A 26,364-nucleotide genomic window follows, 5' to 3' on the forward strand; every position below is an offset into this window, starting at 1 on the left:
CCCCCAAATTTTAAAGAATGGTTGTTTTTAGGATGTCTCAAACCAAAACGTTGAAAACCAAAGAACGTATTTTGCAATTGAGTTTGCAATTGTTTAACGAGCGTGGTGAGCGTTCGGTAACAACCAATCATATTGCGGCAGAACTGGGCATGAGCCCAGGAAACTTGTATTACCACTTCCGCAATAAGAACGAAATTATTAAAGAGCTGATGGAACAATATCAGCAAGAAACTTTAGAAATGCTGGCTTTGCCTGAAAATCGTGGCTTAGATGCCAATGACAAAATTCGTTATTTTCAGGTTCTCAGTAGTCAGCTGTGGGCTTATCGTTTTTTGCATCGTGATGTCTATCATTTGGTCGAAACCAATGAAGATTTCCGCAAAATGTATCCACGTTTTGCAGGACAGGTCATGCAGCAGGGACAAAAAATTTATCAGGCCTTTGTGGATGCGGGTCTGATGCAAATGACTGAGTCAGAAATTGAAGCCTTGATTATCAATATTTGGATTGTGCTGACCAACTGGACGAACTTCTTATATATGTCGGGTCACATTACCGATTCAAACCATTTGGAAGAAAAATGGATTTGGCAGGCTTTACGTCAAATGCTGTTCCTTGAAGGGGCATATTTACGGGGTGAAAGTCGTGCAACCTATGAGCGTTTACTAGAAACACTAGGCACATCTGAACTGTTTGAGAGTTTATCATCCAGTAAAAATACTCAAGCCGACTAAGAGACTGAGAATGGCTATTTAGAATGTCTGAGAAACGCGCTAGAATACTCGGCTTGTTTTTCAATTTAACCAAGTAGTGACTAAAAACAACATGAATATGACGACTGCGAATACTGCACGTTTACTGATTACCTGTGAAGATAAGCCAGGTATTGTGCAGGCTGTATCGAGCTTTTTGTATCATCAAGGAGCCAACATTACCGCGCTTGATCAATACGCAACAGAAGCTCAGGGCGGGCGTTATTTCATGCGGGTTGAGTTTGAACTGGATCACTTGCAAAGCCGTAAAGAAAGCTTATTGCAAACCTTTGCTTCTAACGTGGCAGAGCGTTATGAAATGCAATGGCGTTTGGCTTTGGTCAGCGATGTGAAAAAAGTCGGCATTTTGGTGTCTAAAGTTGATCATGCTTTGCTCGAACTATTATGGCGTCATTCACGTGGTGGTTTACCATGTGAAATTACCAAAGTGGTGTCGAACCATGACACCTTGCGTGAAGCGGTAGAAAACTTTGGTATTCCGTTTGAAGTAGTGCCTGTTAATAAAGAAAATAAACGTGAAGCTTACGCTAAAATTGATGAATTGATGCAAGGCAATGATTTGTTGGTATTGGCGCGTTATATGCAAATTTTGGATGAAGAGTTTGTCTCTAAGTGGGAAATGAAAGTGATCAATATTCACCATTCATTCCTGCCTGCTTTCGTGGGCGCAAATCCATATAAACAAGCTTATGAAAAAGGCGTAAAACTGATTGGTGCAACTGCACACTATGTAACAGCAGACCTAGATCAAGGTCCGATCATTGAGCAAGATGTAGAGCGTGTAAACCACGACTTTACGGTAGATCAACTGCGTGAATTGGGTCAGGATGTGGAACGTAATGTACTGGCACGTGCAGTTAAATGGCATTTGGAAGACCGTATTATTGTAGATGGCAACAAAACTGTTGTATTTCAATAGGGTAAAAGCTATCTAAAAATCGAATTAAAACATGCCGACATGGCATGTTTTTTTATGCTAAAATTGTAATGTTATAACATTTATTTAAACTGTTTTTAAAATAGCAAATTTATTGGATGATTCACGTTTGTTATTAAAAAATAGTTGCAAATGAAAACACTTCTCATTTATTATTGCGTTACTTTAATTGTGCTAACCGATCAGTTTGATCGTTCGGAACTGTGATGGTTTGGCAATTGCTTTTGAAGGTCGCTGACTTTAATGAACCAATCTCCCAACGCTATGCTACAAATGCCCAATGCCATGAAAAAGAAAGTTGTGACGGCTTTAGCTGTTGTTGCATTAGGTCATGTCGGTGTGTTGTGGGCATTGGGGCAAATGCAAACTCCGACCTTAAAGCCCATAGAAAAAGAACCTTTAAAAGTACGCTTTGTAAAAATTCAAGAACAGCCTAAACCGTTGCCACCGCAACCTAAGGCTGAACCACAGCCTGAAAAACCCAAGCCTCAGCCTGTAAAAGAAGTGCCTGTGGTAGAAAAACCGTTGCCACCGCCACCGAAAAAAGTAGAAAAAGTACAGCAAGTTAAAAAAGCAGAAGCCCCTAAACCCGTGGCGAAGCCCGTAGAAAAACCAGTCGAACGTGTGGTGCAACCTGCACCTGTAGCAACGGTGACTGAAACTAAAGTGGTACAGCCTGCACCGAAACCGACAGTTGCACCTGTTGCGCCAGCACCTGCTCCTGTCGCACCTTCTGCTCCAAAAACAGTGTCGATTGGCGGCTCAGGCGTGCAATGGAGTCGTTCTCCAAAACCTTCTTATACCAATCGTGATTTACAGGGAGAAACCCGTAACGTGGTGGTTCGGATTGAAGCCAATGAAAAAGGCGTGATCACCGATGCTCAAATTACGCGTTCTAGTGGTGTACCTGCTTTAGATCAAAATATTTTACGCGCAGTGCGTAGTGCAAAATTCAAACCGTACAAAGAAAATGGCGTGGCTTATCCAATTCGTGCTGAGCAGCCTTTTGAATTGACATTGAACCCTAACGGCTAACCTTCAACAGGAGTTCGAGTATGAACTTTTCCGTCTATTGGCAACACGCAGATGCAGTCAGCAAAACGCTGTATTTCGTGTTATTGGCGATGTCGATTGCGACATGGACCATCTTCGCATTACGTTTGATAGGCACGCGCCAATTGAAGCAACAAGCTTATGCTCAACTGTCACAGGCTTTAAATCAGCTTAAAGCAAAACTGGTGCCCTTAAATTTTGAGCAGCGTAAAGCGGTTGCTGAGCAAGCCTTATTGCGTCAAATTTCGGTAGAAAAAGCATCGGCAGAAAAAGGCGTATCGGTACTGGGTACAATTGCGTCATTAGCACCGTTTGTGGGTTTGTTTGGTACAGTTTGGGGTATTTTCCATGCACTCGTTGCGGTTGGAAAAAGCGGTCAGGCGGGATTGGCTCAAGTGGCAACGCCTGTTGGTGAAGCGTTGATTATGACGGGCTTCGGTTTGGCGGTGGCGATTCCTGCCGTGATTGCTTACAACATTTGTTCGCGTGTGAACCGTACCTTATCTACAAATTTGCAAGATCATGCACATAGTTTGTTGATTGACACCATGTTGCAACAAGATTCTTCTGTTCAAAGAACTGAAGTGAATGCAACACAACAAAGTTTAGTGGGAGGTCAGGTTTAATGGCTTTTCAATTGGGTGAAGACAACGATTCAGGCATGAATGAGATGAACCTTATTCCCCTGATCGACATTATGTTGGTATTGATGATCATCTTTTTGGTGACAGCGACCGTTGCCAACCCTTCTATACCATTAACCTTACCGCAAACCAGCGCAGAAATTGTTGATTTACCGCCTGAGCAAATTCAGGTCAGTATCAATGCCAATGGTGAAGTGGCGTGGGATGATCAAATCATTAGTTTAGATGAGTTGCAAACCCGCTTTAATGATGCTAGTCAGCAAGCTCAACAGCCAACCGTGGTGTTAAGAGCAGATAAAGATGCGCGTTATGATACTGTGGCGCAAGTGATGTCACGTGCGAGTGAAGCCGGACTCAGTGATATTGCTTTCGCAACAGATGATTAAGTTAATCCTTAAAAATTAGCGATCTATTTAGGTCGCTTTTTTTATGCAAAGTCGCGCATAATGCCAAAACTCCTCAAGTACTCAATGATGTTGAATATCCAAAAGATTTAGGTTGAGTCCGCTGCTTACTTTAAAGTCTATTTTTTATCTCAGATCAGGTTCAGCCATGAGTTCACGCCAAGCACTTGATGCAAAAGCCAGCAGTATGATGCTAATTTTGTGTGTTTTTTGGGGTCTGCAACAAGTGGTGCTAAAAGTTGCTGCGGCAGATATTTCACCCTTGATGCAATTGGCACTGCGTTCAGGCTTGTCTGCTGTGATGGTGTTGCCTTTGTTATTGCTTGCAAGAAATACACAATGGGCTTCGACTGAATATCTGCCTGCAGGCATATTGGTGGGTATTTTATTTGCCGCAGAATTTTTTATGTTAGGGCAGGCGATTCAATATACTTCTGCGTCGCATGTGGTGGTTTTACTATATACCGCGCCTATTTTTGTGGCTTTAGCGTTGCATTGGAAACTACCTGCAGAGCGTTTATCTCGCTTGCAATGGGGCGGGATTCTGTTGTCTTTTGCTGGCATAGCGGTGACTTTTTTATGGCGTGATACTGTGCAACAAGAGAGCCACCAAAACTTCAGTCACATGCTTTTTGGCGATTTACTTGCGCTGAGTGCAGGCATACTTTGGGCAGCCACAACTGTTGCGGTACGTTTAAGTCGTTTATCGGAAGCTCCTGCAACACAAACGTTGTTTTACCAATTGATGGGTGGTTTTTTGATTTTACTGCCGATGGCATGGTGGATGGGACAGGCTGAAATTTATTGGACAGCCTTAGCCATAGGCAGTTTGATTTTTCATGCGGTATTGATTTCGTTTATTAGCTATCTCGCTTGGTTTTGGTTGCTGAAACAATATTTAGCATCCAGTTTAGGCGTGTTTTCATTTTTAACGCCATTATTTGGCGTATTGTTTGGTGTATGGTTGTTGAATGAAAGCTTGAGCCAAAGTTTTATGATTGGGGCTGTTTTGGTCATGCTGGGGGTGTTGATGGTGAATGCTCAATGTTGGTTTAAACATAAAACCCAAGTACTAAAAAGAAAATAAGTATTTGCAGCTTTTCCATGAACTTGAGCAAGACTCAACATCAGCAATGTTGTCTTGTAAAAATCATCTTCAAATAACCTAGTAGCTCAATACGGGTTTAAATTTGAAGATGGGTGATATTTAAAATCTAGCGAGCGCGTACAAGATTATTTTTCTTCAAAAATCTTAGAGAGCGGAATCGACAATTTGGCAGCCAAATAGTCATCGGTTTCACTGAGTACGGGGCCAAGTTTTTGCATCCATTCATCATCAGGATAGACATTGGCCAAGTCCTGACGACGTGGCAATGAATACGGTAGCTGTGAATAAAAACTCCAAAAATCTACCTGAGATAAATTGCGCACCAAAACAAATTCATCATTTTCAGTACGTTTAATTAAATTTTGTTGTTCTAGCATCAGCACATAAGACGGCCAGCGCCCAATTTCATTACGTCCCAATACATCTAAGGCTTCAGCTTCAGTGACACTTTCTCCGCGCATTTGTTTTTTGTAAAACAATTCCAGTAAGTCCAATAGCATGAGCAGCGGATGGCATTTTTTTTCGCGACTGGCTTCAAAAGCGGTCAAGGCATAACTAATTTCAACACCTAACAGCACAATATTCCAAGACAGGAAAATCCACAGTAAGAAAATAGGTACGGCAGCAAAAGCACCATAAATAATTTCATAACTGGTGAAGTTGGACATAATAAAACCAAACAGGTTTTTCAAAAATTCAAATACAACAGCACTGAAACCCCCCGCAATTAATGCGGCTTTAATAGGTACACTGCGGTTGGGAATGGTCCAATTCAGAATAAAAAAACCTAAAATGGTTAGGGCAAATGAAATCAGCCATAAAATAAATGCGCCATTGAGTTCATAACCTGCAAAGTTATTACTCAGCACATTCATAGATGCCAAAGTTGAGGAAATGACAAAAGCACTGCCCAGTAAAATAGGGCCTAATGAGATAATGGTCCAGTAACGCATAAAACCCATAATGCCGCCACGGGTTTCCTTAACCCGCCAAATTCGGTTAAACACAGTTTCAATACTGGTCAGCATCATCACCGTGGTCACGAATAAAAACAAAATCCCGATGACGGTTAAGTTGCTAGATTTGTCGGTAAAGGCATTTAAGGCTTTATCAAAGGCGATGGTGGTTTTAGGTAAAAAGTTGCTGTAAATCAGTTGTTGTAATTGTTGCCGTGCAGGTTCGAGTGCCTTAATGGATGAGATGATCACCAAAAATACGGTGAGCATAGGTACAACGGCAAACAGGGTAGTGTAGGTTAAAGAGCCTGCTTGTTCACGGCAGCGATCTGCTTCAAAGCGACGCAGCACAAATAAGACAAATTGAAACCATTGTTTGTCATAAAAAGGCAGTTTCTTTAAATACTCAACGATCATACAGTGGCTGTCTCAACTTTTTTAATCATCTTTATCTGTTTTCATGGTTAAGCTTAACCAAAAAAGCAGCAAAATACCGTATAGTTTTCATTTTTAGTCTGATTTCTTAGCATGATGCAAGCATATATTCTGGTTTTGTACTTTAGTAAATATGGTTCTACCAAAGAAATGGCATATTTAATTGCCAACGGGGTAGAGGCTAGTGGCATGCCCGTTAAAATAAGAACTGTGCCAAATATCTCGACCGTGGTGCAACAAGCCGAGCCAAGTATTCCTGCCGAAGGTGATATTTATTGTACTTTGGATGACTTGGCCAATTGTGCAGGTTTGGCTTTAGGTTCACCTACACGTTTTGGCAATATGGCATCTGAAATGAAATATTTCTGGGATCAAACCACTAGTCTGTGGCTGAATGGCGCATTGCACAATAAACCTGCCTGCGTTTTTACCTCATCGGGTTCGATGCATGGTGGACAGGAAAGTACCTTATTGACCATGTTGCCGCCATTGTTTCACCACGGAATGATGATTATGGGATTGCATAATGCGCATCCTGCTTTATCAAATACCAAAACGGGCGGTACGCCGTATGGTGCAACGCATGTGAGCGGCCCGCGCCACGATCAGGCTTTGAGTCAGGATGAAAAAATCCTTTGTGAAGCGCAAGGACAACGCCTAGGTGAAATGGTAAAAAAATTACAGGGCATGTGAGATTCTTTCTTTAATTAAGATGAAGCGTAAAATGTGGATATCGTTTTACGCTTTTATCTTTTGTACTTGAATTCGATTGGCTTATGTAGCATTGAGCGTGCTAAAAAATAAGTTTACTTTTCACCTAAAATCACCATTTGCAGTGATATTCAGTTTTTCTCTTTTCACGTCTAATAACCGCTTTAAAAGCAGAGTTTTCTGTCACGGTTCACGCAGCATTTTTTTGCAGGCTAGGGTCTGTTGACATTTCATAAATGGCTTGCGCTGTAGGCTAAAACTGAGCAGATCAGGCATGAAACGCAAGGAATAGCGAGATTATTGCTAAGTTTCATAACGCAATCTGAGAAAGTTTTAGCCACAGCCTTTCGGGGCGAGCATATTTTTTGCTGCTATTGCGTTATGTGCCAGTCATTTAGAATGACTAAATTTCCTGTCCCATGCCTTATATCAGCTAAAAAACCTTGCGAGATATATCTCTCATGCCGCAAACATAGACGAATTGTCAACAGACCCTAATGTATTGAGCACAACGGACTGCTGTAAAAATGAGAGATTGAGGAAAGTGAAAATGAATAAGTGGATGCTGATTGGGTTAGGTCTAATGAGTTTAGGGTGTTCATGGTCGAGTGTTGCAGCGACTGAAATTGTGCATAGTCTGAGTTTTTCAGAAGAACAACGTATTGAAAAACAACCTGCGGAAGCACAGTATTTAGCGGCACAAAAAACTGTGATGACTTCTGCAAGCAGCACTGCAAAATAAAAAGATGCAATCAAAAAGTGCTGCAATGTGCAGCACTTTTTTTGAAATTGATTTAGGGTTACTTAGAGTTGCTTGGCTGTTTCAACTTTTCTTTAAAGCGGTGTTTACATTTGAGGCATTGAAAATCTAGAAAAATATTCTGATCAACAATTACACCTGCTTTTTTACCAAAGCGATGCCCAAGAAAACCACCTGTGATTCCCACGCTAATTGCCCCGACAAATGTTCCAATGGTGCCGCCCATAATCACGCCCAATGGCCCTGCGGCTGTACCAATTGCCGCACCAATAGAAGCTCCCGAAGCTGCGCCGCCCACAGTACCTGCTGCTGTACCTGCAGAGCCTAATAACACGCCACCAATTTTTTGTAAGTTTTGTTCATGGTTGCGTTTTTCAACTTGAGTTGAACCACATTTTGGACAGACGATACTGTGTTGCATCAACGGATTGTCTTGTGTCATGACTGTAAATTGCCTTATGCTCATGCCGCATGCATCAATGCACGCAGACGATCTAAAAAGTGCTGTCTAGAGCTGCAATCAGAAAAACTAGACTGCTGAATCACTGTTATTTCAAGTGCAGAATGGCGTAGCGCGGCTATTTTGTAAATTCAATATATGTAAATGAGTTGTTTAAGTTTGAAAAAAAGCATAAAAAAGAGCGCCTAAGCACTCTTTGATCATAAGGTCTAAATGATGAAACAACATCAGTTTTAATCGACCTTAATCGCGTACAAATTCAACAGTACCGTTTGCCAAAGACTTTACCCGTGCCAATGATTCAACACGATAGCCTTTTTCAAGCAATAATTCACGACCCGGTTGGAATGATTTTTCAATCACAATCCCAATACCCACGACTTCTGCATTCGCTTGATGGATTAAATCTGCCAAACCAAGTGCAGCTTGACCATTTGCCAAAAAGTCATCAATCACCAAGACTTTGTCGCTCGCGCTGATATGTTTGTTTGAAATGGCAATCGTGCTTTCAGTTTGCTTGGTAAATGAAAATACTTTAGAGCGGTATAAATCATCTTTTAAGGTTAAAGATTGATATTTACGTGCAAAAATTACAGGTACGCCAAGCTCTAAACCTGCCATCACAGCTGGTGCAATGCCAGAAGCTTCGATGGTAATAATTTTGGTGATGCCTGCATCTTTAAACAAACGCGCAAATTCTTGACCAATTTGCTGCATCATCACAGGGTCAATTTGATGGTTTAAGAAAGAGTCGACTTTTAGAACCGCTTCAGATAGAACGATACCTTCGGCTAAAATTTTCTGTTCTAGTGCATGCACGGGAGAATCCTCAAGAGCAGGTGCTTTTCAAAGCAAAAGCGTATTTTAAAAAGCACCTGAAAAAATGCAAGAACAATTTACCAAATGGTGAATAACTGCCAAGCTTTGCTCAGTAGTTATATTCTAAATTAGTTGGTCGGGCCTTTATAGCCTGTGAGTAATAATCCATAAGACTTGTCTTTGTCTTGGTGGGTAACTTTGACAGGCAAGTAGTCAAGTTTTGGTGCCAACCAGAAAATCGTATCACGGTTTGGTTTGTTGTGTTTCAGCACCACTTTAATGGTATCAAAAGTACCATAACTGGTTTTGATTTTTTCTGAACCTTGCTTAATAAAGCGACGTGATTCCACCTCTTTATTATCGGCAATATAGTAGCTCGATTTTAAACCGCCACTTTTTAAGTCTTCACGGATTTGCAGTTCCGCATTCAACTCATCCAACACGCCCGCTTTCCACGCAAAAGAACGGGTGTCGCTGTCCTTTTTGGTGTTAATGGTTTTCGCCGAAGGATTGAAGTTAATACTCATGGTGTTGTTATGCACCAAAATCTTACTGCTGCGGCTAAAGCTAGATGAGCCAATTTTGCCATTATTAAAACTAAAATGGCTAGTTTCTGTAGCAGAGGCAATCACGCCTGCTTTGGCAGCAAACACATAACTCCATTGGTTACCTGTTTGGCTTAAAGTACGTGTTGCAGAACCTAAGTTTTTACCATTGTAGTTAAATTGATAACTGGCTTGGAAAGGACTCATGGCAAATGTTTGGCTAGAGAAACCAGCCAAAAACAGTGCTGTAGACACACCGGCTGCCATACCCATTTTTTTCAATACATGATTTGCCATTGCTGAGATATTTCCTCTGTATGTAGGGAGATGCAATTTGCTTGCTTGTTGCCATTATACGCGTTGAATATGAAGAGAAAATTAGGAATTATGCGGCTTGTGTAGTTTTCCTGTATGTATTCTCTTCTAAAGTTTCAGCTTAGCTTTATTTTTGTTTCAGCGGTGTGACTTGCGTATCTGCAAGAGATTCTTCCACATCTTCTAGTCTTTCTTCAGACATTTTGCGGAACAACGCCGTTAAATTGACGTTGCCAGTGAGCACCAATTCCGCTTCACGTAATACCGCATGATTCACATGAACTTTGCTGAGTGTGTCAATGATAGAGCGGCTTTTGCCCAACCAGCGATTTAAATCTAAATGCAGCAAATCATCTTTGACTTTAATGACTTTGAGTTTTTCTAAAATCATGCCTAAAGGGTCATCATTGCGTATTTTTTGATAGTAAAATAAAGCGCACTTCACAGCGATTTTATGCAAAAAACTTGGATAACTTGCTTCAATCACCTGCGTGTCACTAATTTGTTCAAACACAATCAGCTGAGTATCTTTATTCAATTCCATCTGTACTAATTTTAAATCGACAGACAGAGTGATGTTCAAGCCGTTGTAATCTAGGGTTGCATAAAGACGTAACCAGTCGTCGTGTAAGTCTGCGTGCAGATCTTGCAACATTTTCACATTATCGGTCACAAAGCGCTGAAAAGTCGCATTTAAGAAGACCTGAGATAATGGAAATTCACGTTCATCCTCAATAAATCCTTCCGCTTTTTGGTACACTTGACGGATACGTTGAGAGATATTGGTGATCAGGGTTTGCATACGGCCGTCCAAGTCGTTCATTCATTCTTTACAGATACAAATATTTTGTCGAATTGTATTAAAAATACAGGCATAGAAGCTTGCAGTTTAGCAAAATAAGTTGCACCATTTTTAAGATTTTAAGGCTCAGTAGTCAGCTTTTTGATGAACTTCGCAGTTTTGCAGAAAAGCAAAAACTGAGCAAAGTAATATGCTCTTTAGTTTATACCGCATTTGGCGGCTTGGGGAATCAGACGTTTTGTCGGATTAATGTGATGCTAAAAAAAATTCAATTGATGCCTTCTACGCAAGATTGGTGGAAAGATCCTATTTTTGCTGCAGCGTTGCTGGTGGCTGCTGTATTGCACGCATTAATTTTGGCCGTGCAGTTTGCTGCACCGCAACAAAGCGATGCTGCGGTCAAAGAGATTGCGGTATCGGTACGCATGAGCGATGCAAAAGTTGAAGATGCAGATTTCTTAGCCCAAGCCGATCAGCAAGGTTCAGGTACGTTCCGTGAAGAACATCGCATGTCGAGTGATATGCCTGCACCCATGACTGAACAAAGTGCAGGGGAGCAGCAATTGGAAAGTTTAGAGCGTATGCAGCAACAGCGTGAATTAAACTTTGAAGAAAAAGTATTGATGACCACGCTCAGTTGGCAAAAACAGGCTGCAGAAAATCAGCGCAAAAAAGCCATGCAGGAGTTGAATAGCCAATTCCAAGCTAAGGCTGCCATGGTCGCTAGTATTGAAGCGCAATATTTACAACGCCAACAAAATTTTAGCCGTCAGCAAAAAATTAAAACCATCGATGGGATTCAGGCCAAGCAAGACAACACCGCTGGTTATATGGAAAAATTCCGTCAAAAAGTCGAATTTTATGGTAACCGTTATTATCCAGAACAAGCCAAAGCACAGAATTTGGCAGGCGAAGTACGTTTAATGGTGATTTTGAACAACAATGGTGGGATTCGTGCCATTCGTTTAATTGAAAGTTCAGGACATGCCATGCTAGATGAAGCAGCCAAAGCTTCGGTGCGTAAAGCCGCACCTTTTGGTGCATTTGATGCCAAAATGAAAGATATTTCTGAATTGCGGATTGTACGGACGTGGCGTTTTGACCCTGCTGAAGCTGAGTTTGAGGTGCGCTAGTTTTTCCCTCTCTCTGGCTCTCTCCCAAAGGGAGAGAGGACTTTGTGGACAAGTAACAAGAATCTACTCTCTGCTTTACGCAGCAATGTTCTTCTGGTATTTAGCAATCATGGGACTCTAATGAATGTTCTCCCTCCCATTGGGAGGGAGTAGTTTTAAACAAAAAAGCGAGCCTTAGCCCGCTATTTTTATGATTTTCTAAAACTTAAAATTCAATCTCTTTCCATGTATGGATTATCCAAACCCAACTTGGCAAGAATCTCAACTTCTAAAGCTTCCATTTCTTCGGCATCCTCATCTGAGGTTTCATGATCATAGCCCATAAGGTGCAGCGTGCCATGTACTAGCATGTGAGTGAAATGCGCTAATGGTGTTTTGGCTTGTTCTGCAGCTTCCTGTAAAACCACAGGAATACAAATTACCAAATCCCCAATAGGGAAGCTCGGCAAAACTTGTGCCATTTCATCGGGTAAATCGCTTGGGAAAGACAAGACGTTGGTAGATTTGTCTTTTTTGCGATATTCCAGATTGAGCTTGTGACTTTCGGCATGATCGACACAGGCAATTCCAATTTCACAATCACTTTGGGTGTCTATATGTCTTAAAGTGGTTTCGACTACTTTTTTCAGATAGGCACGTTTTAACACCAGCTCAGGCGCTTGAATGTCCTGTTGCAGGCTGAGACTTAATTTCAAAATGAATCCTTAATACTTCAGTAGGTTGCAGAGCGCACAGCGATTAGTGCTGTGCATCTGCTGCGGCATCATTTTCCGCAATTAATGCTTCCTGGCGCGCTTTACGTTCTGCACGCGCTTCGGCACTTAAACGCTGTTGCTCACTGTCCCAGCCTTCATAGGCTTCAACAATTTTCTGAACCAGCTGGTGACGCACGACATCACGAGAATGGAAACGAGTAATATGAATTTCAGGGATTTTATCAATCACACGTAAGGCATGTGCCAGACCAGACTGCTGACCACGTGGTAAATCCACCTGAGTCACATCACCGGTAATCACTGCACGTGAACCAAACCCTAAACGGGTCAGGAACATCTTCATCTGTTCAGGCGTGGTGTTCTGGGCTTCATCCAAAATCACAAAAGAGTGGTTGAGGGTACGACCACGCATATACGCCAGTGGTGCAACTTCAATCACTTGACGTTCAATCAGCTTAGCAACTTTTTCAAAGCCGAGCATTTCATACAGGGCATCATAAAGGGGACGCAAATACGGGTCAATTTTCTGGGTTAAATCACCCGGTAAGAAGCCCAGTTTTTCACCCGCTTCAACCGCAGGGCGCACCAATAGAATCCGCTGGATTTCATTGCGTTCCAACATATCTACGGCAGCGGCAACAGCCAAATAGGTTTTACCTGTACCTGCAGGGCCAATACCAAATGAAATATCACTTTGCAAAATACGTTGCACATAACGCTTTTGGTTGGCACCGCGTGGATTAATGCGCCCTTTGCGGGTTTGCAACCAAACAGCATCCAATCCAGTATGCTCTTGCCCATCATCCGATTGTAATTCACGGTCAGTCTGACTGCCCTGAATCATCATGTGGAGCGTGTCTGCACTAATTTGTGCAGAGCTTTCCGCTTCTTCATGCAGGCGTTGCAAGAGTGTTTCGGCTCGTTCAACTGCATCAATTTCCCCATCTATAAAAAAGGCGTCACCACGATGAGAAATTTGGACGTCTAGACGTTGTTCGATTTGTTTCAAATGTCCGTTATAAGCACCGAGCATGCTTTTTAGACGTTCCATTGAAATGCCAGGAAAAGTTACTGTACGTCGAATCGCTGCAGTCAAGAGAATTCCTTAATCTGTTATTGGACTTTAGCTCCTACATTACGCCACGTCAGGCTCAAGATTCAAGAGTTCACCGTAAACTAAATTCAAAGTTTTAATCTCGGTAATCTCAATCTCCGCAAAGCGTCCGACCCAAGCAGGGTCACCAATAAATGTTACTAAACGTGTATTGTCGGCCGTACCCACTAAAATGTTCGGGTCTTTGTCGGAAACATTTTCAATCAGGACACGTTGCACCGTACCCAGCATGGCATCGGTCTTATCAATACTCGATTGTTTGATCCATTGTTGGACTTTGGCCAAACGCTCTTTTTTCACATCTTCAGGTGTGGTGTCTTCAAGTTCAGATGCAGGCGTACCTGGACGTTTTGAATAGATGAAACTGTACGAGTGGTCAAAATCCATCTCTTGAATAAACTGATAAGTTTCTTCAAAGTTTTGATCGGTTTCACCAGGGAAGCCAATAATAAAATCGCTAGATAAATGCATATCTGGGCGCACTTTACGTAATTTGGCAATCTTGTCGATATACACATCAATGGTGTGGTTACGCTTCATGGCTTGTAGCACATCGTTTGAGCCACTTTGTACAGGTAAGTGTAAATGCGACACCATTTGCGGTAAATCACGGTAGCATTGAATTAAATCATCATTAAATTCAAGCGGGTGTGATGTGGTGTAGCGAATTCGTCCAATGCCAGGTACTTCGGCAACCAAACGCAGTAAATCGGCAAAAGTACAAATTTTACCGTCAAAAGTTTCACCGCGATAGCCATTTACGTTTTGACCGAGCAAGCTAATTTCACGCACGCCTTTTTCGGCCAAAGTTGCAATTTCAGCCAAGACATCATCTAAAGGACGTGAAACTTCTTCACCGCGCGTGTAAGGCACTACGCAGAAAGAACAGTATTTTGAACAGCCTTCCATAATCGACACAAAAGCTTTAAACCCTTCAACACGCGGTTCAGGTAAAAAGTCGAATTTTTCGATGTCTGGGAAAGAAATATCCACCAGTTTGATTTTTTCTTTCTTTGGTTTTTCAACTTGATCGTGGTGCTGATCAAGCATTTGTGGCAAGCGGTGCAAGGTTTGTGGGCCAAAAATCATATCCACATACGGTGCGCGTTTTTGAATGTTGTCGCCTTCTTGAGAAGCCACGCAACCGCCTACACCAATGACCAAATCAGGATTTTTTTCTTTAAGCTTGCGCCAACGTCCTAATTCAGAAAATACTTTTTCTTGGGCTTTTTCACGAATTGAACAGGTGTTCATGAGCAAAATATCGGCATCGGCAGGGTTGCTGGTCAGCACATAGCCGTGCGAGTCGCCCAAAAGGTCTGCCATACGGTGACTGTCATACTCATTCATCTGACACCCTTGCGTTTCGATATACAGTTTTTTAACTGAACCGTCGGCTGGGGTGTGCTGTGGCTGGGTAACAGTGTTTTCTGAGGCAGCTTGGGCACCATTCGGGATGAAGGTTTGAACCGTCATGTAGGCTCCTAAGAGATAATTCACGAGTTCGTTTATAAAAATAAACGGAGTAGATAAAACAGAGGGGCGTATTTTAGCAGGAATTCAAGATAAACTGACAGCCTTTAATCCGTGCATCACATACTTGAAATGTGAAGTAAAATTGTTGGAAGATTGATTTCAAGATTAATAGTGTCTAATCATAAGGTTACATAACAGAACACAACTTGGGTTCTAGACTAATTAAACTAAGCTGAATGATTGGATGCGGATCTCGAGGCAGAAGTAAATGACCGAAAGCAAGCGAATGCTGCAAATGATGAAACAAAATAATAATTTAGCTAAAAAGCTTGCTTTGAGCCTTGTTTCGTTTGCAGTCATGGCAAGTACGCATGCGGCAAATGAACAGTTTAATGATGCACTGCGTGCAGCCAATTCAGGTGATGTCGATTTATTGCAGCAGTATCAATATGCCATGCAAAATGATGTTTTGGGCTACTATCCTGAATACTGGGCATTGAACACCAATTTGGGCATGCAACCTGCCAGTGCAATTGTTCAGTTTGCACAGCGCCATCCACAATCAGCGATGGCAGAAAAACTCGCAGCCGATTACATCGAAGAAAAAGTGAAACAGGCCGATTTTAGCAGTGCACAACCTGTGCTTGCCTATGTGAGTAATGCTGATCAGGCCGAAAGCTGTGCCATGGCACAAGTTCGTACCCGTTCGGGTGATCCTTTGGTGGTCGCGGAATTTAAAGATGTTTGGTTGACCACGAACTCACAACCTGAATCTTGTACAGGTCTAGGTCGAATGATGCTCTCTAGTCCAATTATGACTCAGCAAGATAAACAGCAACGCTTATGGGCACAATTGCGTGCAGGGCAGTCAGGGCTCGCTTTAGCGACTGCGCAAAGTTTAGGTATGAATATCAGTTTGGCACAATTGAACAGCATTCAAGCCAATCCACTGAATTATTTGTGGTCTGCGCCTAAAGCAAGCAACGAAGACCATGCCTATCTTATTTATGCGATGGGACGTTTAGCCGATAGCGATTTAGACTCGGCACTTTCTTCACTAAAACGCAGTGCAGAAGGTACGCCAGAAGCGGTACAAAAAGCCTTGTATCGTGCAGTGGGATATATTGGCGGCACTACAGTCATGAAAAACAATTTTAACCGTGAAGTGTTAAGTGCCTTAGATGCCAGTTATGGCTTACCTTTTAGTCCCGAAGAAGCAGAAATTTATGCCCGTCAGGCGATTCGTTTTGGCGCATGGGAAAGTGTAATTCGTGCTGTAGATAGCATGAGTGTGACCCAAAAACAGGAAGATCGTTGGCAATATTGGTTGGCACGTGCTTCAGAACAACGCAATGATGCAGCATCAAAACGTAGTGCACAAAATATTTATAAAAAACTGGCACAGGGTGATGATTATCACAACTTGTTGGCGAAAGATCGTCTTGGGCAAACTTACAATACGAATCCTGCGAATACCCAACCAAGTACCAATGATTTACAGCGTTTGAATCAAGATATTCACTTTAACCGTGCCTTTGCCTTGCGTGAAATTAATGCACCTGCCAATTATGTCAATCGTGAATGGAACTGGGCGGTGCGTCAGGCGTATTTAAGACAAGATGATGGCTTGATTTTGGCAGCGGCTAAACGTGCAACCGATATGGGTTGGTATGATCGTGCCATTTATGCAGCAGATCGTACTGTGAATAAGCACAACTATAGTTACCGTTATGCTATGCCACATCGTAATTATGTTGTGAGCCACAGTCAAAATGCAGGTATTGACCCTGCTTGGGCTTATGGATTGATGCGTCAGGAAAGCCGTTTTAATACCACTGCACGTTCGCATGTCGGCGCAGGTGGACTGATGCAAATCATGCCCGATACGGCACGTTTGGTTGCACGACAAATGGGTGAAACTTATAATCCTGCCGCGCTGAGTGACATGAATACCAACATCCGCTACGGTACATTTTATTTGTCGACCATTCAGCGACAATTAAGCAATAGCCCTGTGCTGGCCACAGCAGGATACAACGCTGGGCCAAATCGTGCACGCCGTTGGCAGCCAGAGTTTCAGCAAATTGCGGCAGACCAATATACTGAAAGCATTCCTTTGTTGGAAACACGTGACTATGTGAAACATGTCATGACCAACGCTACACATTATGGATTGATGTTAGGTCAAGGTGGTCAATCTATGAGTAGTCGTATGCAAAGTATTCCATCACGCAATACACCATAGCTCGTGGAATACTCAAGCATGCTATTTGTCATCGAATCACTGTTAAGGGGGCAGAATCATTGAAAATGAGGATGGGTACCATTTTGCAGCCAATTCATTTTGCATTGCTCAGTTTGGGTGGTGCAGCTTGGGTCATGTGTACACAAAACGCATTTTCAGCTCCTGTGCAAGGCTATGTGATGTCGGTTCAAATGACTCCAGCCGTATGTTTGATTGATTCTACCAAAAGCAAAAAGCGTAAATGTTTAGAAGGTTACTCACTGAATATTGAGGGTTTATATCCCGAAGTAGCCACGCGTGAATGTAGCACCCATTCATCGGCAAAGTTACCGCCGCTACAAGCGAAGGTAGTGGCGCGAGTCATGCCCGATGATGCTGCGCGAGTACAGCTTTGGCAGGGTATAGGTGGGTGTGTGCCTATGAATGCTAGTCAGTATTTCCGAATGATCATTAACAATGCAGATCGGATGAACGTGCCTGCGGTATTGACGAGCCAAGACACGCAGACGGTGCAATTGTCACAACTACGGAGTTTGTTTCTCAAGTCCAATTCAGGTATGTCATCAAAAAGCGTGCATTTTCAGTGCTCTAACCATCAAGGTAAAAGTTATTTAACTGAAATCAAAATTTGTTATAACACCGAAGGACGCTATAAGCAGTGCGGTGCAGCGATTGAATCAAATTGCCCGAATCAGTTTGTCATTAAAGGTTCTTACTAGTTTGCTAGGTGACTGTAATTTCTGAATTTTAAGCTTTTTGAGAAATTTTATTCATATTTTCTATCAGACTTTTGTGGAATTTGATGCGCTTTTGCATGCATCCGCTGAATGATTGGAGTACAATCTTTCGCGTTTATGATTATTAAGATTAGATAGAACAGCTATTTAATCGCATTGACTATCCTCTCAATTGGAGATAATTACATGAAGCAACCTGTTCGCGTTGCCGTTACTGGCGCTGCTGGTCAAATTGGTTACAGCCTATTATTCCGTATCGCTAGCGGTGAAATGTTGGGTAAAGACCAACCAGTTATCCTTCAATTATTAGAAGTTCCTTTTGAGAAAGCTCAAGCTGCGCTTAAAGGCGTAATGATGGAACTTGACGACTGTGCTTTCCCATTATTGGCTGGCATGATCGGTACTGATGATCCTAAAGTGGCATTTAAAGATGCTGACTACGCGTTATTGGTTGGTTCTCGTCCACGTGGTCCTGGTATGGAGCGTGCTGACCTTCTTAAAGTAAACGGTGAAATCTTTATTGGTCAAGGTCAAGCACTTAACGAAGTTGCTAGCCGTGATGTTAAAGTTCTAGTTGTTGGTAACCCAGCGAACACGAATGCTTACATCGCAATGAAATCTGCTCCAGATCTTCCAGCGAAAAACTTCACAGCAATGTTACGTCTTGACCACAACCGCGCGTTAACTCAACTTGCTCAAAAAGCTGGCGTTGCTGTTTCTGACATCAAAACAATGACAGTTTGGGGTAACCACTCTCCAACAATGTATGCTGACTACCGTTTTGCAACTGCAAATGGAGAAAGCTTAAAAGACAAAATCAACGATGCTGAATGGAACAAAGACGTATTCCTTCCTACAGTTGGTAAGCGTGGCGCTGCGATCATCGAAGCACGTGGTTTATCTTCTGCTGCATCTGCTGCAAACGCTGCAATTGACCACATGCGTGATTGGGCGCTTGGCACAAACGGCGAATGGGTAACTATGGGTATTCCTTCTGACGGTTCTTACGGTATTCCTGAAGGCGTAATGTTCGGTTTCCCTGTAACTTGCGAAAATGGCGAATACAAAATCGTTCAAGGTCTTGAAATCGACGAGTTCAGCCGTGAGCGTATCAACTTCACGTTAAACGAACTTGAAGAAGAACGCGCAGCAATTGCAGACATGATTAAATAATTTAATCTGCTAGATTAAGTTAAAACTCCTTCGGGAGTGATGCCAGTCAACCTAAAAGTTGACTGGCATTTTTTTGCGCTTGATTTTATCTTTGCAATTAAAAGCCTATCATCAGCTAAGCTCATATTGCTTATCAAATATCAGAATGGATAAGCGACTATAAAATAGGTCGATTGACCTGCACGGTAGGGGAAATTGCTTAGAATACGCGGGTTTCCTTTTTCAAATCTTCTCTTTGTCATGTCAGTTATTGTTGCAAGTGCCCATAGATCGAATGTTTCGGTTTGGGTGGCTTTTATCTTACTTGTTGTCGGTACTATCGGCGCCTATCAAATCGTGGGTCTAAATCAAGCACTGTTATTTTTAATTGGTGGTGCTTTGGGGATGACGTTGTATCACGCCTCTTTTGGTTTTACTTCTAGCTGGCGTGTGTTTATTAAAGAACGTCGTGGTCGTGGTTTGCGGGCTCAAATGATTATGCTGGGCTTGGCGGTGTTGTTGTTCTTTCCTGCTTTAGGTGTAGGTGAGTTGTTTGGCAATCCCGTCAAGGGCAATGTCAATCCTGTGTCGATGTCGGTCATGATTGGTGCTTTTATTTTTGGTATTGGCATGCAGTTGGGGGGGCTGTGCATCGGGTACGCTATACACGGTAGGCGGTGGCAGTGCGCGTATGTTGGTTACGCTATTTTTCTTCTGCTTAGGTTCACTGATTGCCACTTCGCATTTAGATTGGTGGTTTAATCTGCCGCATTTGGCGCCAATCTCGATTGTCGAAAGTTTTGGGGTGATTCCTGCACTTATTCTAAGCTTTGTTATTTTTGCTGTGATTGCTGCCGCAACCGTGTTTTTTGAAAAGAAACGTCATGGCAGTTTAGAAGTCGAGCCGCAAAGTCAGTACCATGGTTGGAAGCATTTCCTCAAAGGTCCTTGGCCGTTAATTTGGGGTGGGCTTATTTTAACGCTGCTGAATTTTGCTACCTTGGTATTGGCTGGTCGTCCGTGGGGCGTGACTTCTGCGCTTGCAGTTTGGGCTGCAAAAGTTGCTGTTTTTGCGGGTGTAGATGTAAGCGCTTGGGATTATTGGCAGCAGTCAGGCAATGCTAAAGCATTGGCAAATTCATTGTGGCATGACATCACCTCTATGATGAATTTTGGCATTATGTTGGGTGCATTGCTTGCTGCAAGTTTGGCTGGAAAATTTGCCCCGAACTTTAATATTCCACGCCGTTCACTGGTTGCGGCTGTTATAGGTGGCTTATTACTTGGTTATGGTGCACGTTTGGCCTACGGTTGTAACATTGGCGCATACTTTAGCGGAATTGCTTCGGGCAGTGTGCATGGTTGGTTATGGCTAGTATTTGCATTTATGGGGAATGCCATTGGTGTGAAATTGCGCCCAATCTTCTTTCCAAATGAAAAGCCACAGCCTGAAAAACTAACAGGTTGCTAACTTTTAATTTAAGTAGATGAAAGCCAGTCGGTTTACATTGACTGGCTTTTTTGTTGCCTGTCATCGTGTTAAGAATATTGAGTGGGATGCTTTAGGTATATCGCATCGTACAAAAAATAACATGCTGCAACTCGGCTGCTGCTGAATTGCGGCTCGAAGCAGGTTAAGGTCATTAAAAGTACAAGACGAATCAAAGGAGGATGCCATGTTTGACCAACAACCGACTTTAGAACTGTTATTTCAACAATTGGGTCTAGATGCTGACGATGCAGCAATTGATCAATTTATTCGTGAGCATCAATTACCTGCAGAAACCAAATTACACTGTGCCGAGTTTTGGACGGAAGGGCAGCGCCAATTTTTGCAAAGCCATTGGAAAAAAGATGATGATTGGGCCATTGTGATTGAAACCTTAAATGAGCAATTACATAGTGATCAACACCCGAGTGTTTAATCGGTATTTAAGTTAAATCAAATACTTTTCATCTAAAAAGAGCCAGTAAACTGCGTGCTCACAAAAAGATACAACAAACCCAGTCGGAAGACTGGGTTTTTTATACAAAGTGTTATAAGTTGGTTGAATAAGGAATTACAACGAAACTAATAAAAGGGGGCAAGGTGCTCATGCAAAATACTCCATCATTAGCCATGTTATTCAGCCAACTCGGTTTAGCCAGCAGCCCTGCAGCCATTGAATTGTATGTACGTACGCATCAATTACCTGCACATATTAATTTACATGAAGCGCCGTTTTGGAATAAATCACAACGTGAATTTTTAATCAGTCATTTGGTACAAGACGATGATTGGGCCATTTGGATTGATGAACTCAATCAACAATTACATTTAGATGCTTATCGTTTACAAGCTGTTTAGGTTTAAGTCATCGTCATATTTAATATGTTTTCATTAAAAACGCCTCAGAACGAGGCGTTTTTTTAATGCATTCTGCTTTTGAGAATTTGTTTAAACCAGACTTCGGTTTGATAGGCGTTAAAGGCAGGGTGAATTTGTAAGAGTTCCAAATCAAATTCGGCAGTTTTACTGTACTTGCCTAACCAGTGGCGACACAGTGCACTTTCATTTTTACTGGCGCTGGCATAAGCCAAGAAAAAGAAAATATCTCCATGTGCATAATGAGTCATGGCTTTTAAAATTTGTTGGGTAATTAAGGCGTATTTTGCATCGCGGGTCAGCTCAAAATACATCATATAGGCTTTGGCCAAATGCAAAGACAAATTGATATATAACGTCACTGGCATTTCTTCAAATTCAACCCGACCTTGTTCTAACAGCACAATGGCTTCTTGCAAAAAGTAAATCTGTTCTTGGCGTAACTCGCTCAAACTCACCAATTGTAAGCGTAAATCGGCACGTTCTAATGCCAATTCAGGCGTATTGCCTTGTAAAAAAAGTTGGTCAGTTTCCCCAATACGTTGAATAATCTGTTGAGTCGAGTTGCGCATGGGTGAATTCCTGATAGCAATATTTGCTCTACATCGGGGCAAATTTACAGTTTTAAAGCCAATAGTCTGAAAAATGCGGTCTGTTTTTACCAAAGTTGATTGCCGCTGCGTAGCCATGCGGTAATGGAAAGACGTTGCTGTGTCGCAGGCAAAACTTCGTGCAATAAATCACTTTGGAAAATTGCAATCCGATTTGGGCGTGGTTCTATAATTTGCCATGCTCCATGTTTGTCTTGTAAACGTAGTTGTCCACCCCAATCTGTCTGCCATTCAGGGTGTAAATAATAGACAGCAGAAATCACCCGATCATTTTTTTGTTGTGGGTTATCGCGGTGCAAGGCATAAAAAGAACCTGCTTGGTAGCTGGCAAAATGCGCTTCGACCTCACGAATCCCTAAATAAAATGCCTGATTGAATTGTTCAGCCAAAGCCAAAAGGGTTTGGGTATGTTGTTGGGCAAAGCTTAAATCTTCGTGAATCCATAAAATATGATCACTGCGAATTTTGCTGATCACACCATTTTGTATGGCTGCTTCACGAAATTGATCTAAATTTTGACTACACTCTGCTAGAACCTGTTGTTGATATTCAGGTGAATAGGCATCATCCAGCATAGCAAAACCATGCAAATCTAAATCTTCAAGAATTTGATCAATATTCCAAGATTTTGGAAGCAGTGTGGCGTCCATAAAATAGATACTCAGACAAAATGCAAGACAAGCTGATTATTTTAGAGGAATACAAGCTCCTGAATGAAACTTTTTTTCATGCTAAAATGTCGGTTGATTTTAGGAATGAACCAAACATGAATTATCGTCACCATTTCCATGCGGGCAACTTTGCCGATGTCATGAAGCATGTTTTATTGCTGCAAATTCTGACACGTTTAAATGCCAAAGATAAACCTTATCGCTATGTCGATACACATGGCGGTGCGGGTAAATATGACTTATCTTTAGCACCTGCACAAAAGTCGGGCGAATTTTTAAATGGTATTCATCGTTTAGTGAAACTAGATGATTCAATCAAACGTCAGGCACCAGAAGGCGTACAGCAGTATTTAAAACTGGTTGAAGCAATGCGTGAAACGGATGGGCAAGGTGCATACCCCGGTTCGCCATGGTTTGCTTTACAAGGTATGCGTGACATCGACAAAGCAACTATTTTTGAAATGCAGCGCGATGTATTCCAGCAATTGCGTCATAACATTCGTGACAAACGCGCAGGTTTACATGAGCGTGATGCTTACGAAGGTTTATTGGGCGTCATTCCACCAAAAGAAAAACGCGGTTTGGTGATGATTGATCCACCGTATGAATTGGAACGTAAAGATTTCCCTCAGTTGGTTGAATTATTGGCAGCTGCACATAAAAAATGGCCAACAGGCGTATTTGCGGTGTGGTATCCAATTAAAGACCGCGCCATGATTGAACGTTTTGAAAAGAAAATGTTTAAAACAGGGATTCGCCGTCAACTCATTTGTGAAATTTGTGTGTGGCCTGACGATACTCCTGTGGGCTTAAACGGTTGTGGTTTATTGGTGATTAATCCACCATGGAAATTCTCTGAAGATGCAGATGAAGCCCTGCAATGGTTGTTCCCGCACTTGCGTATGCAAGAACATGGTGGACATGCTGCAGTGCGTTGGTTAGTTGGCGAATAAAAAATTTAAATAGACGTTCAGGTTACAGTTAGGACACAAAATAATGACAAACACATCCAAACCCGAAGGAGAATATAGTTCCCGTGATCTTGAGCATGACGGAATTACATTTGAAGTGGTGGAAGAAGAACATACCCGTGAAGGGCAAAAGGTGAAACGTCGTGGTATCTATCTGTGGCCAAACCTGATTACCACGGCAGCCTTGCTGTCGGGTTTTTACTCCATTATTGCCAGTATGAATGGCGAATTTAGCCAAGCGATTTATGCCATTTTTCTAGCAGCATTGTTTGATGGTTTAGATGGTCGTGTGGCACGTGCGATTGGTGCGCAAAGTCCATTTGGCGAACAGTTTGATTCATTATCCGATATGCTCGCCTTTGGTGTTGCACCTGCGATTTTGATGTATAGCTGGAGTTTGCATGATTTAGGTCGTATCGGCTTGGCGGCTTGCTTTGTTTATACGGCTTGTGCCGCATTCCGTTTGGCGCGTTTTAATGTGCAAATTGGTGTGGTCGATAAACGCTACTTTATTGGTGTTGCAAGTCCTTTGGCTGCGCTGATTATCGTGTCGCTGGTTTGGGTAGGACGGGATTTTCCTGAACTGTATGATATTCGTGAAATTGGTCTACAAATCCTCAATGCTGTGATTATTATTGCAGTAGGATTGTTGATGATTTCCAATATTAAATATTATTCATTTAAAACCTTTGATCGTAAGCGTGTGCCGTTTTTTGTATTGCCAATCGCAGTATTTATCCTTGCAGCCATGACTTATAATATTCCTGTTGGAATTTTAGTGATTTCAATTATTTATGCACTTTCAGGTTTTGTGACCACTTTTATGGCAAGAAAAAATGCAGTGAGTTAATTAAGCTTTCATAAAAGCATCAACTCACAAGGAGTTTGATATGCAGCTGTTTCAAGATTTTCTCGATCGTTCCAAACAACTCAATCAAACTCCTGCGGCAACCGCCAAACTGCCTTATCACGCCCCAAAACATCATTATAAATTTATCTATCAGGGCTTAATTCTTCCTAATTTGCCTGCACCCTTACATTATCTCAACTTTATTGGTTTATTGGGCAGCCTAAATACCGCAATGCTGCGCCCTGAAAATGTGATTACAACCTCAGCTTTAGACACAGCCAGTATTCTTTGTAGTAGCAGCCCACACATGGTGGGGCAGTCCAATCATTATTCAATACAACATGATTGCGTATTTACTGCAGAGTATTTTCAGTTTGCCAATAAAGAGCGCATTACTGGACACTTTCCGCAATTTCATATTCAACGTGAAGATAGCGAACTTAGCTTTGATTTAAAGATCACCACAAGCTCTACAATTTCATATTTCACTAAATTGCGAATGAATTTGGCAGAACATTGGTCTTTGTTGTGTCAGTGTCAGGGTAGTGTGCGCTATAAAGATCAGCATTTTCAGATTGAGCAATTGGGTAGTTTTGAGTTTGCCCGCTCAATCCAGTTTCCTTATTTCGCTGTGGCATTTTTTTGCTATCAAGTGATTAATCTGAATCATCAGCAACAAATAATATTGCTACAAAGTCGTGATGTGTTGAATCGAATTTTGCAATCTCGAATCTATCTGCGAAATGCGAACACGGAGCAAACTCGGGTATTTGATGGGCAAGTACAATTTAATATTCAACGGGTTTATCCAAAAGTAAAAACGCCAACAGGTCAGTGTATGTATTTGCCACGTGAGTTTGAATGGCGTTATCAAGATGAAGATGGCACCTCAATTCATTTACAGGCGCAGAGTCGTGGTGATTTTAAATTTGGGGCTGCAGCAGGTTATGTCGGAAGTTTTCAATATCAGTTGGCTATAAATGGAGATCAACAACAAGCAGAAGGAGGCTATTGTGAATATATCGACTGTCGCGCACTGAAATGGCAGGAACATGATCAGCCAGAAAAAATGCCAGATGTAGTTATGAATCCTGAACCTTTTATGATCAAGAAAAAGAAATAAACAGTATTTTGTGGAAAAGTGAAGTATTTTGCTGAATAATTAACCGTTTGGACTAAAAAACTGATAAAACTTAAAAAGAGGGGTTGCAAGGCGAAATATTTGCCCTATAATGCACATCCATCGGCGGTGATGAAGATTAAAACTTCTGGTAAAACAATGACTTGATTGAAATCGATTGGGTTGGGTTTTAGAAAGAAAGTTTAAAATAATTTAAATTACCAGTTGACACTTTAGAAATAAAGCGTAATATAGCCGACCTAGCTTGATGCTGACGAAGCATCGAGAAGATCATTAAGAGATTATGAAGAACAACTTGTGTGGATTTTTACTGATTGATTGATCGAAATATTATCATTGATTGATTGGTTTAAATTACTCGAAGTTTATTTGAGCGAAATTTAAGTCAGAAAATTGATGAGCCAGATTTGGAAGTTTAGATTAAAACTTCAAAATGATTTTAACTGAAGAGTTTGATCAT

At 41.8% G+C, this 26,364-nt stretch carries 27 protein-coding genes and 1 pseudogene; 18 read left to right on the top strand and 10 right to left on the bottom strand.

Annotation, left to right across the window (positions count from 1 at the left end; translation table 11 throughout):
* The first annotated feature begins 32 nt into the window (after positions 1-32).
* The 6 genes from FTV28_RS11120 (at position 33) to FTV28_RS11145 (ending at position 4,898) form a co-directional block, all read left to right on the top strand.
* Positions 33-734, top strand: a complete 702-nt coding sequence (locus tag FTV28_RS11120; RefSeq protein ID WP_004976150.1) for a TetR/AcrR family transcriptional regulator — start codon at positions 33-35, stop codon at positions 732-734.
* 91 nt (positions 735-825) lie between these two features.
* Complete coding sequence (gene purU, locus FTV28_RS11125) at positions 826-1,692, top strand: formyltetrahydrofolate deformylase (protein ID WP_004976151.1); 867 nt, start codon at positions 826-828, stop codon at positions 1,690-1,692.
* Positions 1,693-1,953: 261 nt separating this feature from the next.
* On the top strand, positions 1,954-2,745 hold the full coding sequence (locus FTV28_RS11130) for an energy transducer TonB (RefSeq protein ID WP_179990489.1): 792 nt from the start codon (positions 1,954-1,956) through the stop codon (positions 2,743-2,745).
* A gap of 20 nt (positions 2,746-2,765) precedes the next feature.
* On the top strand, positions 2,766-3,389 hold the full coding sequence (locus FTV28_RS11135; RefSeq protein ID WP_096901723.1) for a MotA/TolQ/ExbB proton channel family protein: 624 nt from the start codon (positions 2,766-2,768) through the stop codon (positions 3,387-3,389).
* On the top strand, positions 3,389-3,793 hold the full coding sequence (locus FTV28_RS11140; protein WP_004976158.1) for a biopolymer transporter ExbD: 405 nt from the start codon (positions 3,389-3,391) through the stop codon (positions 3,791-3,793). Before FTV28_RS11135 ends, FTV28_RS11140 begins: the two co-directional genes overlap by 1 nt.
* A gap of 166 nt (positions 3,794-3,959) precedes the next feature.
* The gene (locus FTV28_RS11145) at positions 3,960-4,898 is read left to right on the top strand and encodes a DMT family transporter (RefSeq protein WP_179990491.1); all 939 of its coding nucleotides are present in this window, start codon (positions 3,960-3,962) and stop codon (positions 4,896-4,898) included.
* 146 nt (positions 4,899-5,044) lie between these two features.
* Here FTV28_RS11145 and FTV28_RS11150 read toward each other — a convergent pair whose 3' ends face one another.
* Positions 5,045-6,292 carry a YihY family inner membrane protein gene (locus FTV28_RS11150; protein WP_178866098.1) on the bottom strand — a complete coding sequence of 416 codons (1,248 nt, stop codon included), beginning with the start codon at positions 6,290-6,292 and terminating at the stop codon, positions 5,045-5,047.
* 114 nt (positions 6,293-6,406) lie between these two features.
* On the opposite strand from FTV28_RS11150, the gene wrbA reads away from it, so the two are divergent.
* The gene (gene wrbA / locus FTV28_RS11155; RefSeq protein WP_167846439.1) at positions 6,407-7,003 is read left to right on the top strand and encodes an NAD(P)H:quinone oxidoreductase; all 597 of its coding nucleotides are present in this window, start codon (positions 6,407-6,409) and stop codon (positions 7,001-7,003) included.
* A gap of 568 nt (positions 7,004-7,571) precedes the next feature.
* Positions 7,572-7,763, top strand: a complete 192-nt coding sequence (locus tag FTV28_RS11160; RefSeq protein WP_179989432.1) for a hypothetical protein — start codon at positions 7,572-7,574, stop codon at positions 7,761-7,763.
* Positions 7,764-7,821: 58 nt separating this feature from the next.
* Here FTV28_RS11160 and FTV28_RS11165 read toward each other — a convergent pair whose 3' ends face one another.
* The 4 genes from FTV28_RS11165 to FTV28_RS11180 all read right to left on the bottom strand — a co-directional run bounded on the left by FTV28_RS11165 (position 7,822) and on the right by FTV28_RS11180 (position 10,722).
* Positions 7,822-8,223 (bottom strand): hypothetical protein, encoded by a 402-nt coding sequence (locus FTV28_RS11165; RefSeq protein WP_179990494.1) that lies wholly within the window; start codon positions 8,221-8,223, stop codon positions 7,822-7,824.
* A gap of 261 nt (positions 8,224-8,484) precedes the next feature.
* The gene (locus FTV28_RS11170; RefSeq protein WP_004976172.1) at positions 8,485-9,060 is read right to left on the bottom strand and encodes a xanthine phosphoribosyltransferase; all 576 of its coding nucleotides are present in this window, start codon (positions 9,058-9,060) and stop codon (positions 8,485-8,487) included.
* 128 nt (positions 9,061-9,188) lie between these two features.
* Positions 9,189-9,902: a DUF3108 domain-containing protein gene (locus FTV28_RS11175; RefSeq protein WP_179990496.1), complete on the bottom strand. Its 714-nt coding sequence runs from the start codon at positions 9,900-9,902 to the stop codon at positions 9,189-9,191.
* Positions 9,903-10,047: 145 nt separating this feature from the next.
* Positions 10,048-10,722 (bottom strand): hypothetical protein, encoded by a 675-nt coding sequence (locus FTV28_RS11180; protein ID WP_004976182.1) that lies wholly within the window; start codon positions 10,720-10,722, stop codon positions 10,048-10,050.
* Positions 10,723-10,997: 275 nt separating this feature from the next.
* Between FTV28_RS11180 and FTV28_RS11185 the strand changes: the two genes are divergently transcribed.
* The gene (locus FTV28_RS11185) at positions 10,998-11,855 is read left to right on the top strand and encodes an energy transducer TonB (RefSeq protein WP_171062604.1); all 858 of its coding nucleotides are present in this window, start codon (positions 10,998-11,000) and stop codon (positions 11,853-11,855) included.
* Between the two features lie 212 nt (positions 11,856-12,067).
* On the opposite strand, the gene ybeY is transcribed toward FTV28_RS11185, so the two are convergent.
* From ybeY to miaB, 3 genes are read right to left on the bottom strand one after another with little or no spacing between them, the layout of a single operon-like run.
* Positions 12,068-12,550, bottom strand: coding sequence for an rRNA maturation RNase YbeY (gene ybeY, locus FTV28_RS11190; RefSeq protein ID WP_004976192.1), 483 nt, complete (start codon positions 12,548-12,550; stop codon positions 12,068-12,070).
* Positions 12,551-12,593: 43 nt separating this feature from the next.
* Positions 12,594-13,667 (bottom strand): PhoH family protein, encoded by a 1,074-nt coding sequence (locus tag FTV28_RS11195; RefSeq protein WP_004976193.1) that lies wholly within the window; start codon positions 13,665-13,667, stop codon positions 12,594-12,596.
* Positions 13,668-13,706: 39 nt separating this feature from the next.
* On the bottom strand, positions 13,707-15,161 hold the full coding sequence (gene miaB / locus FTV28_RS11200; RefSeq protein ID WP_168418537.1) for a tRNA (N6-isopentenyl adenosine(37)-C2)-methylthiotransferase MiaB: 1,455 nt from the start codon (positions 15,159-15,161) through the stop codon (positions 13,707-13,709).
* 358 nt (positions 15,162-15,519) lie between these two features.
* On the opposite strand from miaB, the gene FTV28_RS11205 reads away from it, so the two are divergent.
* The 6 genes and pseudogenes from FTV28_RS11205 to FTV28_RS11230 all read left to right on the top strand — a co-directional run bounded on the left by FTV28_RS11205 (position 15,520) and on the right by FTV28_RS11230 (position 21,642).
* On the top strand, positions 15,520-17,406 hold the full coding sequence (locus tag FTV28_RS11205; protein ID WP_179990506.1) for a lytic transglycosylase domain-containing protein: 1,887 nt from the start codon (positions 15,520-15,522) through the stop codon (positions 17,404-17,406).
* A 71-nt stretch (positions 17,407-17,477) separates the two neighbouring features.
* Positions 17,478-18,125 carry a ribonuclease I gene (locus tag FTV28_RS11210; RefSeq protein WP_179990498.1) on the top strand — a complete coding sequence of 216 codons (648 nt, stop codon included), beginning with the start codon at positions 17,478-17,480 and terminating at the stop codon, positions 18,123-18,125.
* A gap of 204 nt (positions 18,126-18,329) precedes the next feature.
* Positions 18,330-19,316 carry a malate dehydrogenase gene (locus FTV28_RS11215; RefSeq protein WP_019836931.1) on the top strand — a complete coding sequence of 329 codons (987 nt, stop codon included), beginning with the start codon at positions 18,330-18,332 and terminating at the stop codon, positions 19,314-19,316.
* A 240-nt stretch (positions 19,317-19,556) separates the two neighbouring features.
* A pseudogene (locus FTV28_RS11220) lies at positions 19,557-20,766 on the top strand (YeeE/YedE family protein).
* A 205-nt stretch (positions 20,767-20,971) separates the two neighbouring features.
* On the top strand, positions 20,972-21,220 hold the full coding sequence (locus FTV28_RS11225) for a DUF2789 family protein (RefSeq protein WP_096901745.1): 249 nt from the start codon (positions 20,972-20,974) through the stop codon (positions 21,218-21,220).
* Between the two features lie 164 nt (positions 21,221-21,384).
* The gene (locus FTV28_RS11230; RefSeq protein WP_026438086.1) at positions 21,385-21,642 is read left to right on the top strand and encodes a DUF2789 family protein; all 258 of its coding nucleotides are present in this window, start codon (positions 21,385-21,387) and stop codon (positions 21,640-21,642) included.
* Positions 21,643-21,704: 62 nt separating this feature from the next.
* Here FTV28_RS11230 and FTV28_RS11235 read toward each other — a convergent pair whose 3' ends face one another.
* Both FTV28_RS11235 and FTV28_RS11240 read right to left on the bottom strand, forming a co-directional pair.
* Positions 21,705-22,232 (bottom strand): hypothetical protein, encoded by a 528-nt coding sequence (locus FTV28_RS11235; RefSeq protein WP_179990500.1) that lies wholly within the window; start codon positions 22,230-22,232, stop codon positions 21,705-21,707.
* An 86-nt stretch (positions 22,233-22,318) separates the two neighbouring features.
* Positions 22,319-22,921 (bottom strand): 2OG-Fe(II) oxygenase, encoded by a 603-nt coding sequence (locus tag FTV28_RS11240; protein WP_179990503.1) that lies wholly within the window; start codon positions 22,919-22,921, stop codon positions 22,319-22,321.
* Between the two features lie 116 nt (positions 22,922-23,037).
* On the opposite strand from FTV28_RS11240, the gene FTV28_RS11245 reads away from it, so the two are divergent.
* Genes FTV28_RS11245 through FTV28_RS11255 form a run of 3 tightly spaced genes read left to right on the top strand, consistent with a single transcriptional unit; the run spans position 23,038 to position 25,886 of the window.
* Positions 23,038-23,895 (top strand): 23S rRNA (adenine(2030)-N(6))-methyltransferase RlmJ, encoded by an 858-nt coding sequence (locus FTV28_RS11245; protein WP_026438537.1) that lies wholly within the window; start codon positions 23,038-23,040, stop codon positions 23,893-23,895.
* Between the two features lie 43 nt (positions 23,896-23,938).
* Positions 23,939-24,763, top strand: coding sequence for a CDP-diacylglycerol--serine O-phosphatidyltransferase (gene pssA, locus FTV28_RS11250; protein WP_004976213.1), 825 nt, complete (start codon positions 23,939-23,941; stop codon positions 24,761-24,763).
* Positions 24,764-24,803: 40 nt separating this feature from the next.
* Positions 24,804-25,886: a DUF6670 family protein gene (locus FTV28_RS11255; RefSeq protein ID WP_179990504.1), complete on the top strand. Its 1,083-nt coding sequence runs from the start codon at positions 24,804-24,806 to the stop codon at positions 25,884-25,886.
* Positions 25,887-26,364: the final 478 nt, after the last annotated feature.

This window comes from Acinetobacter sp. YH12252 (assembly GCF_013417365.1).
Classification (GTDB): Bacteria; Pseudomonadota; Gammaproteobacteria; order Pseudomonadales; family Moraxellaceae; genus Acinetobacter; species Acinetobacter towneri.

What these genes read in the sequence shown, in the direction of transcription:
- FTV28_RS11120 (WP_004976150.1), top strand. Translation starts at nt 33, where the DNA reads ATGTCTCAAACCAAAACGTTGAAAACCAAAGAACGTATTTTGCAATTG.
- purU (WP_004976151.1), top strand. Translation starts at nt 826, where the DNA reads ATGAATATGACGACTGCGAATACTGCACGTTTACTGATTACCTGTGAA.
- FTV28_RS11130 (WP_179990489.1), top strand. Translation starts at nt 1,954, where the DNA reads ATGAACCAATCTCCCAACGCTATGCTACAAATGCCCAATGCCATGAAA.
- FTV28_RS11135 (WP_096901723.1), top strand. Translation starts at nt 2,766, where the DNA reads ATGAACTTTTCCGTCTATTGGCAACACGCAGATGCAGTCAGCAAAACG.
- FTV28_RS11140 (WP_004976158.1), top strand. Translation starts at nt 3,389, where the DNA reads ATGGCTTTTCAATTGGGTGAAGACAACGATTCAGGCATGAATGAGATG.
- FTV28_RS11145 (WP_179990491.1), top strand. Translation starts at nt 3,960, where the DNA reads ATGAGTTCACGCCAAGCACTTGATGCAAAAGCCAGCAGTATGATGCTA.
- FTV28_RS11150 (WP_178866098.1), bottom strand. Translation starts at nt 6,292, where the DNA reads ATGATCGTTGAGTATTTAAAGAAACTGCCTTTTTATGACAAACAATGG.
- wrbA (WP_167846439.1), top strand. Translation starts at nt 6,407, where the DNA reads ATGCAAGCATATATTCTGGTTTTGTACTTTAGTAAATATGGTTCTACC.
- FTV28_RS11160 (WP_179989432.1), top strand. Translation starts at nt 7,572, where the DNA reads ATGAATAAGTGGATGCTGATTGGGTTAGGTCTAATGAGTTTAGGGTGT.
- FTV28_RS11165 (WP_179990494.1), bottom strand. Translation starts at nt 8,223, where the DNA reads ATGACACAAGACAATCCGTTGATGCAACACAGTATCGTCTGTCCAAAA.
- FTV28_RS11175 (WP_179990496.1), bottom strand. Translation starts at nt 9,902, where the DNA reads ATGGCAAATCATGTATTGAAAAAAATGGGTATGGCAGCCGGTGTGTCT.
- FTV28_RS11180 (WP_004976182.1), bottom strand. Translation starts at nt 10,722, where the DNA reads ATGCAAACCCTGATCACCAATATCTCTCAACGTATCCGTCAAGTGTAC.
- FTV28_RS11185 (WP_171062604.1), top strand. Translation starts at nt 10,998, where the DNA reads ATGCCTTCTACGCAAGATTGGTGGAAAGATCCTATTTTTGCTGCAGCG.
- miaB (WP_168418537.1), bottom strand. Translation starts at nt 15,161, where the DNA reads ATGACGGTTCAAACCTTCATCCCGAATGGTGCCCAAGCTGCCTCAGAA.
- FTV28_RS11205 (WP_179990506.1), top strand. Translation starts at nt 15,520, where the DNA reads ATGGCAAGTACGCATGCGGCAAATGAACAGTTTAATGATGCACTGCGT.
- FTV28_RS11210 (WP_179990498.1), top strand. Translation starts at nt 17,478, where the DNA reads ATGGGTACCATTTTGCAGCCAATTCATTTTGCATTGCTCAGTTTGGGT.
- FTV28_RS11215 (WP_019836931.1), top strand. Translation starts at nt 18,330, where the DNA reads ATGAAGCAACCTGTTCGCGTTGCCGTTACTGGCGCTGCTGGTCAAATT.
- FTV28_RS11225 (WP_096901745.1), top strand. Translation starts at nt 20,972, where the DNA reads ATGTTTGACCAACAACCGACTTTAGAACTGTTATTTCAACAATTGGGT.
- FTV28_RS11235 (WP_179990500.1), bottom strand. Translation starts at nt 22,232, where the DNA reads ATGCGCAACTCGACTCAACAGATTATTCAACGTATTGGGGAAACTGAC.
- FTV28_RS11240 (WP_179990503.1), bottom strand. Translation starts at nt 22,921, where the DNA reads ATGGACGCCACACTGCTTCCAAAATCTTGGAATATTGATCAAATTCTT.
- FTV28_RS11245 (WP_026438537.1), top strand. Translation starts at nt 23,038, where the DNA reads ATGAATTATCGTCACCATTTCCATGCGGGCAACTTTGCCGATGTCATG.
- pssA (WP_004976213.1), top strand. Translation starts at nt 23,939, where the DNA reads ATGACAAACACATCCAAACCCGAAGGAGAATATAGTTCCCGTGATCTT.
- FTV28_RS11255 (WP_179990504.1), top strand. Translation starts at nt 24,804, where the DNA reads ATGCAGCTGTTTCAAGATTTTCTCGATCGTTCCAAACAACTCAATCAA.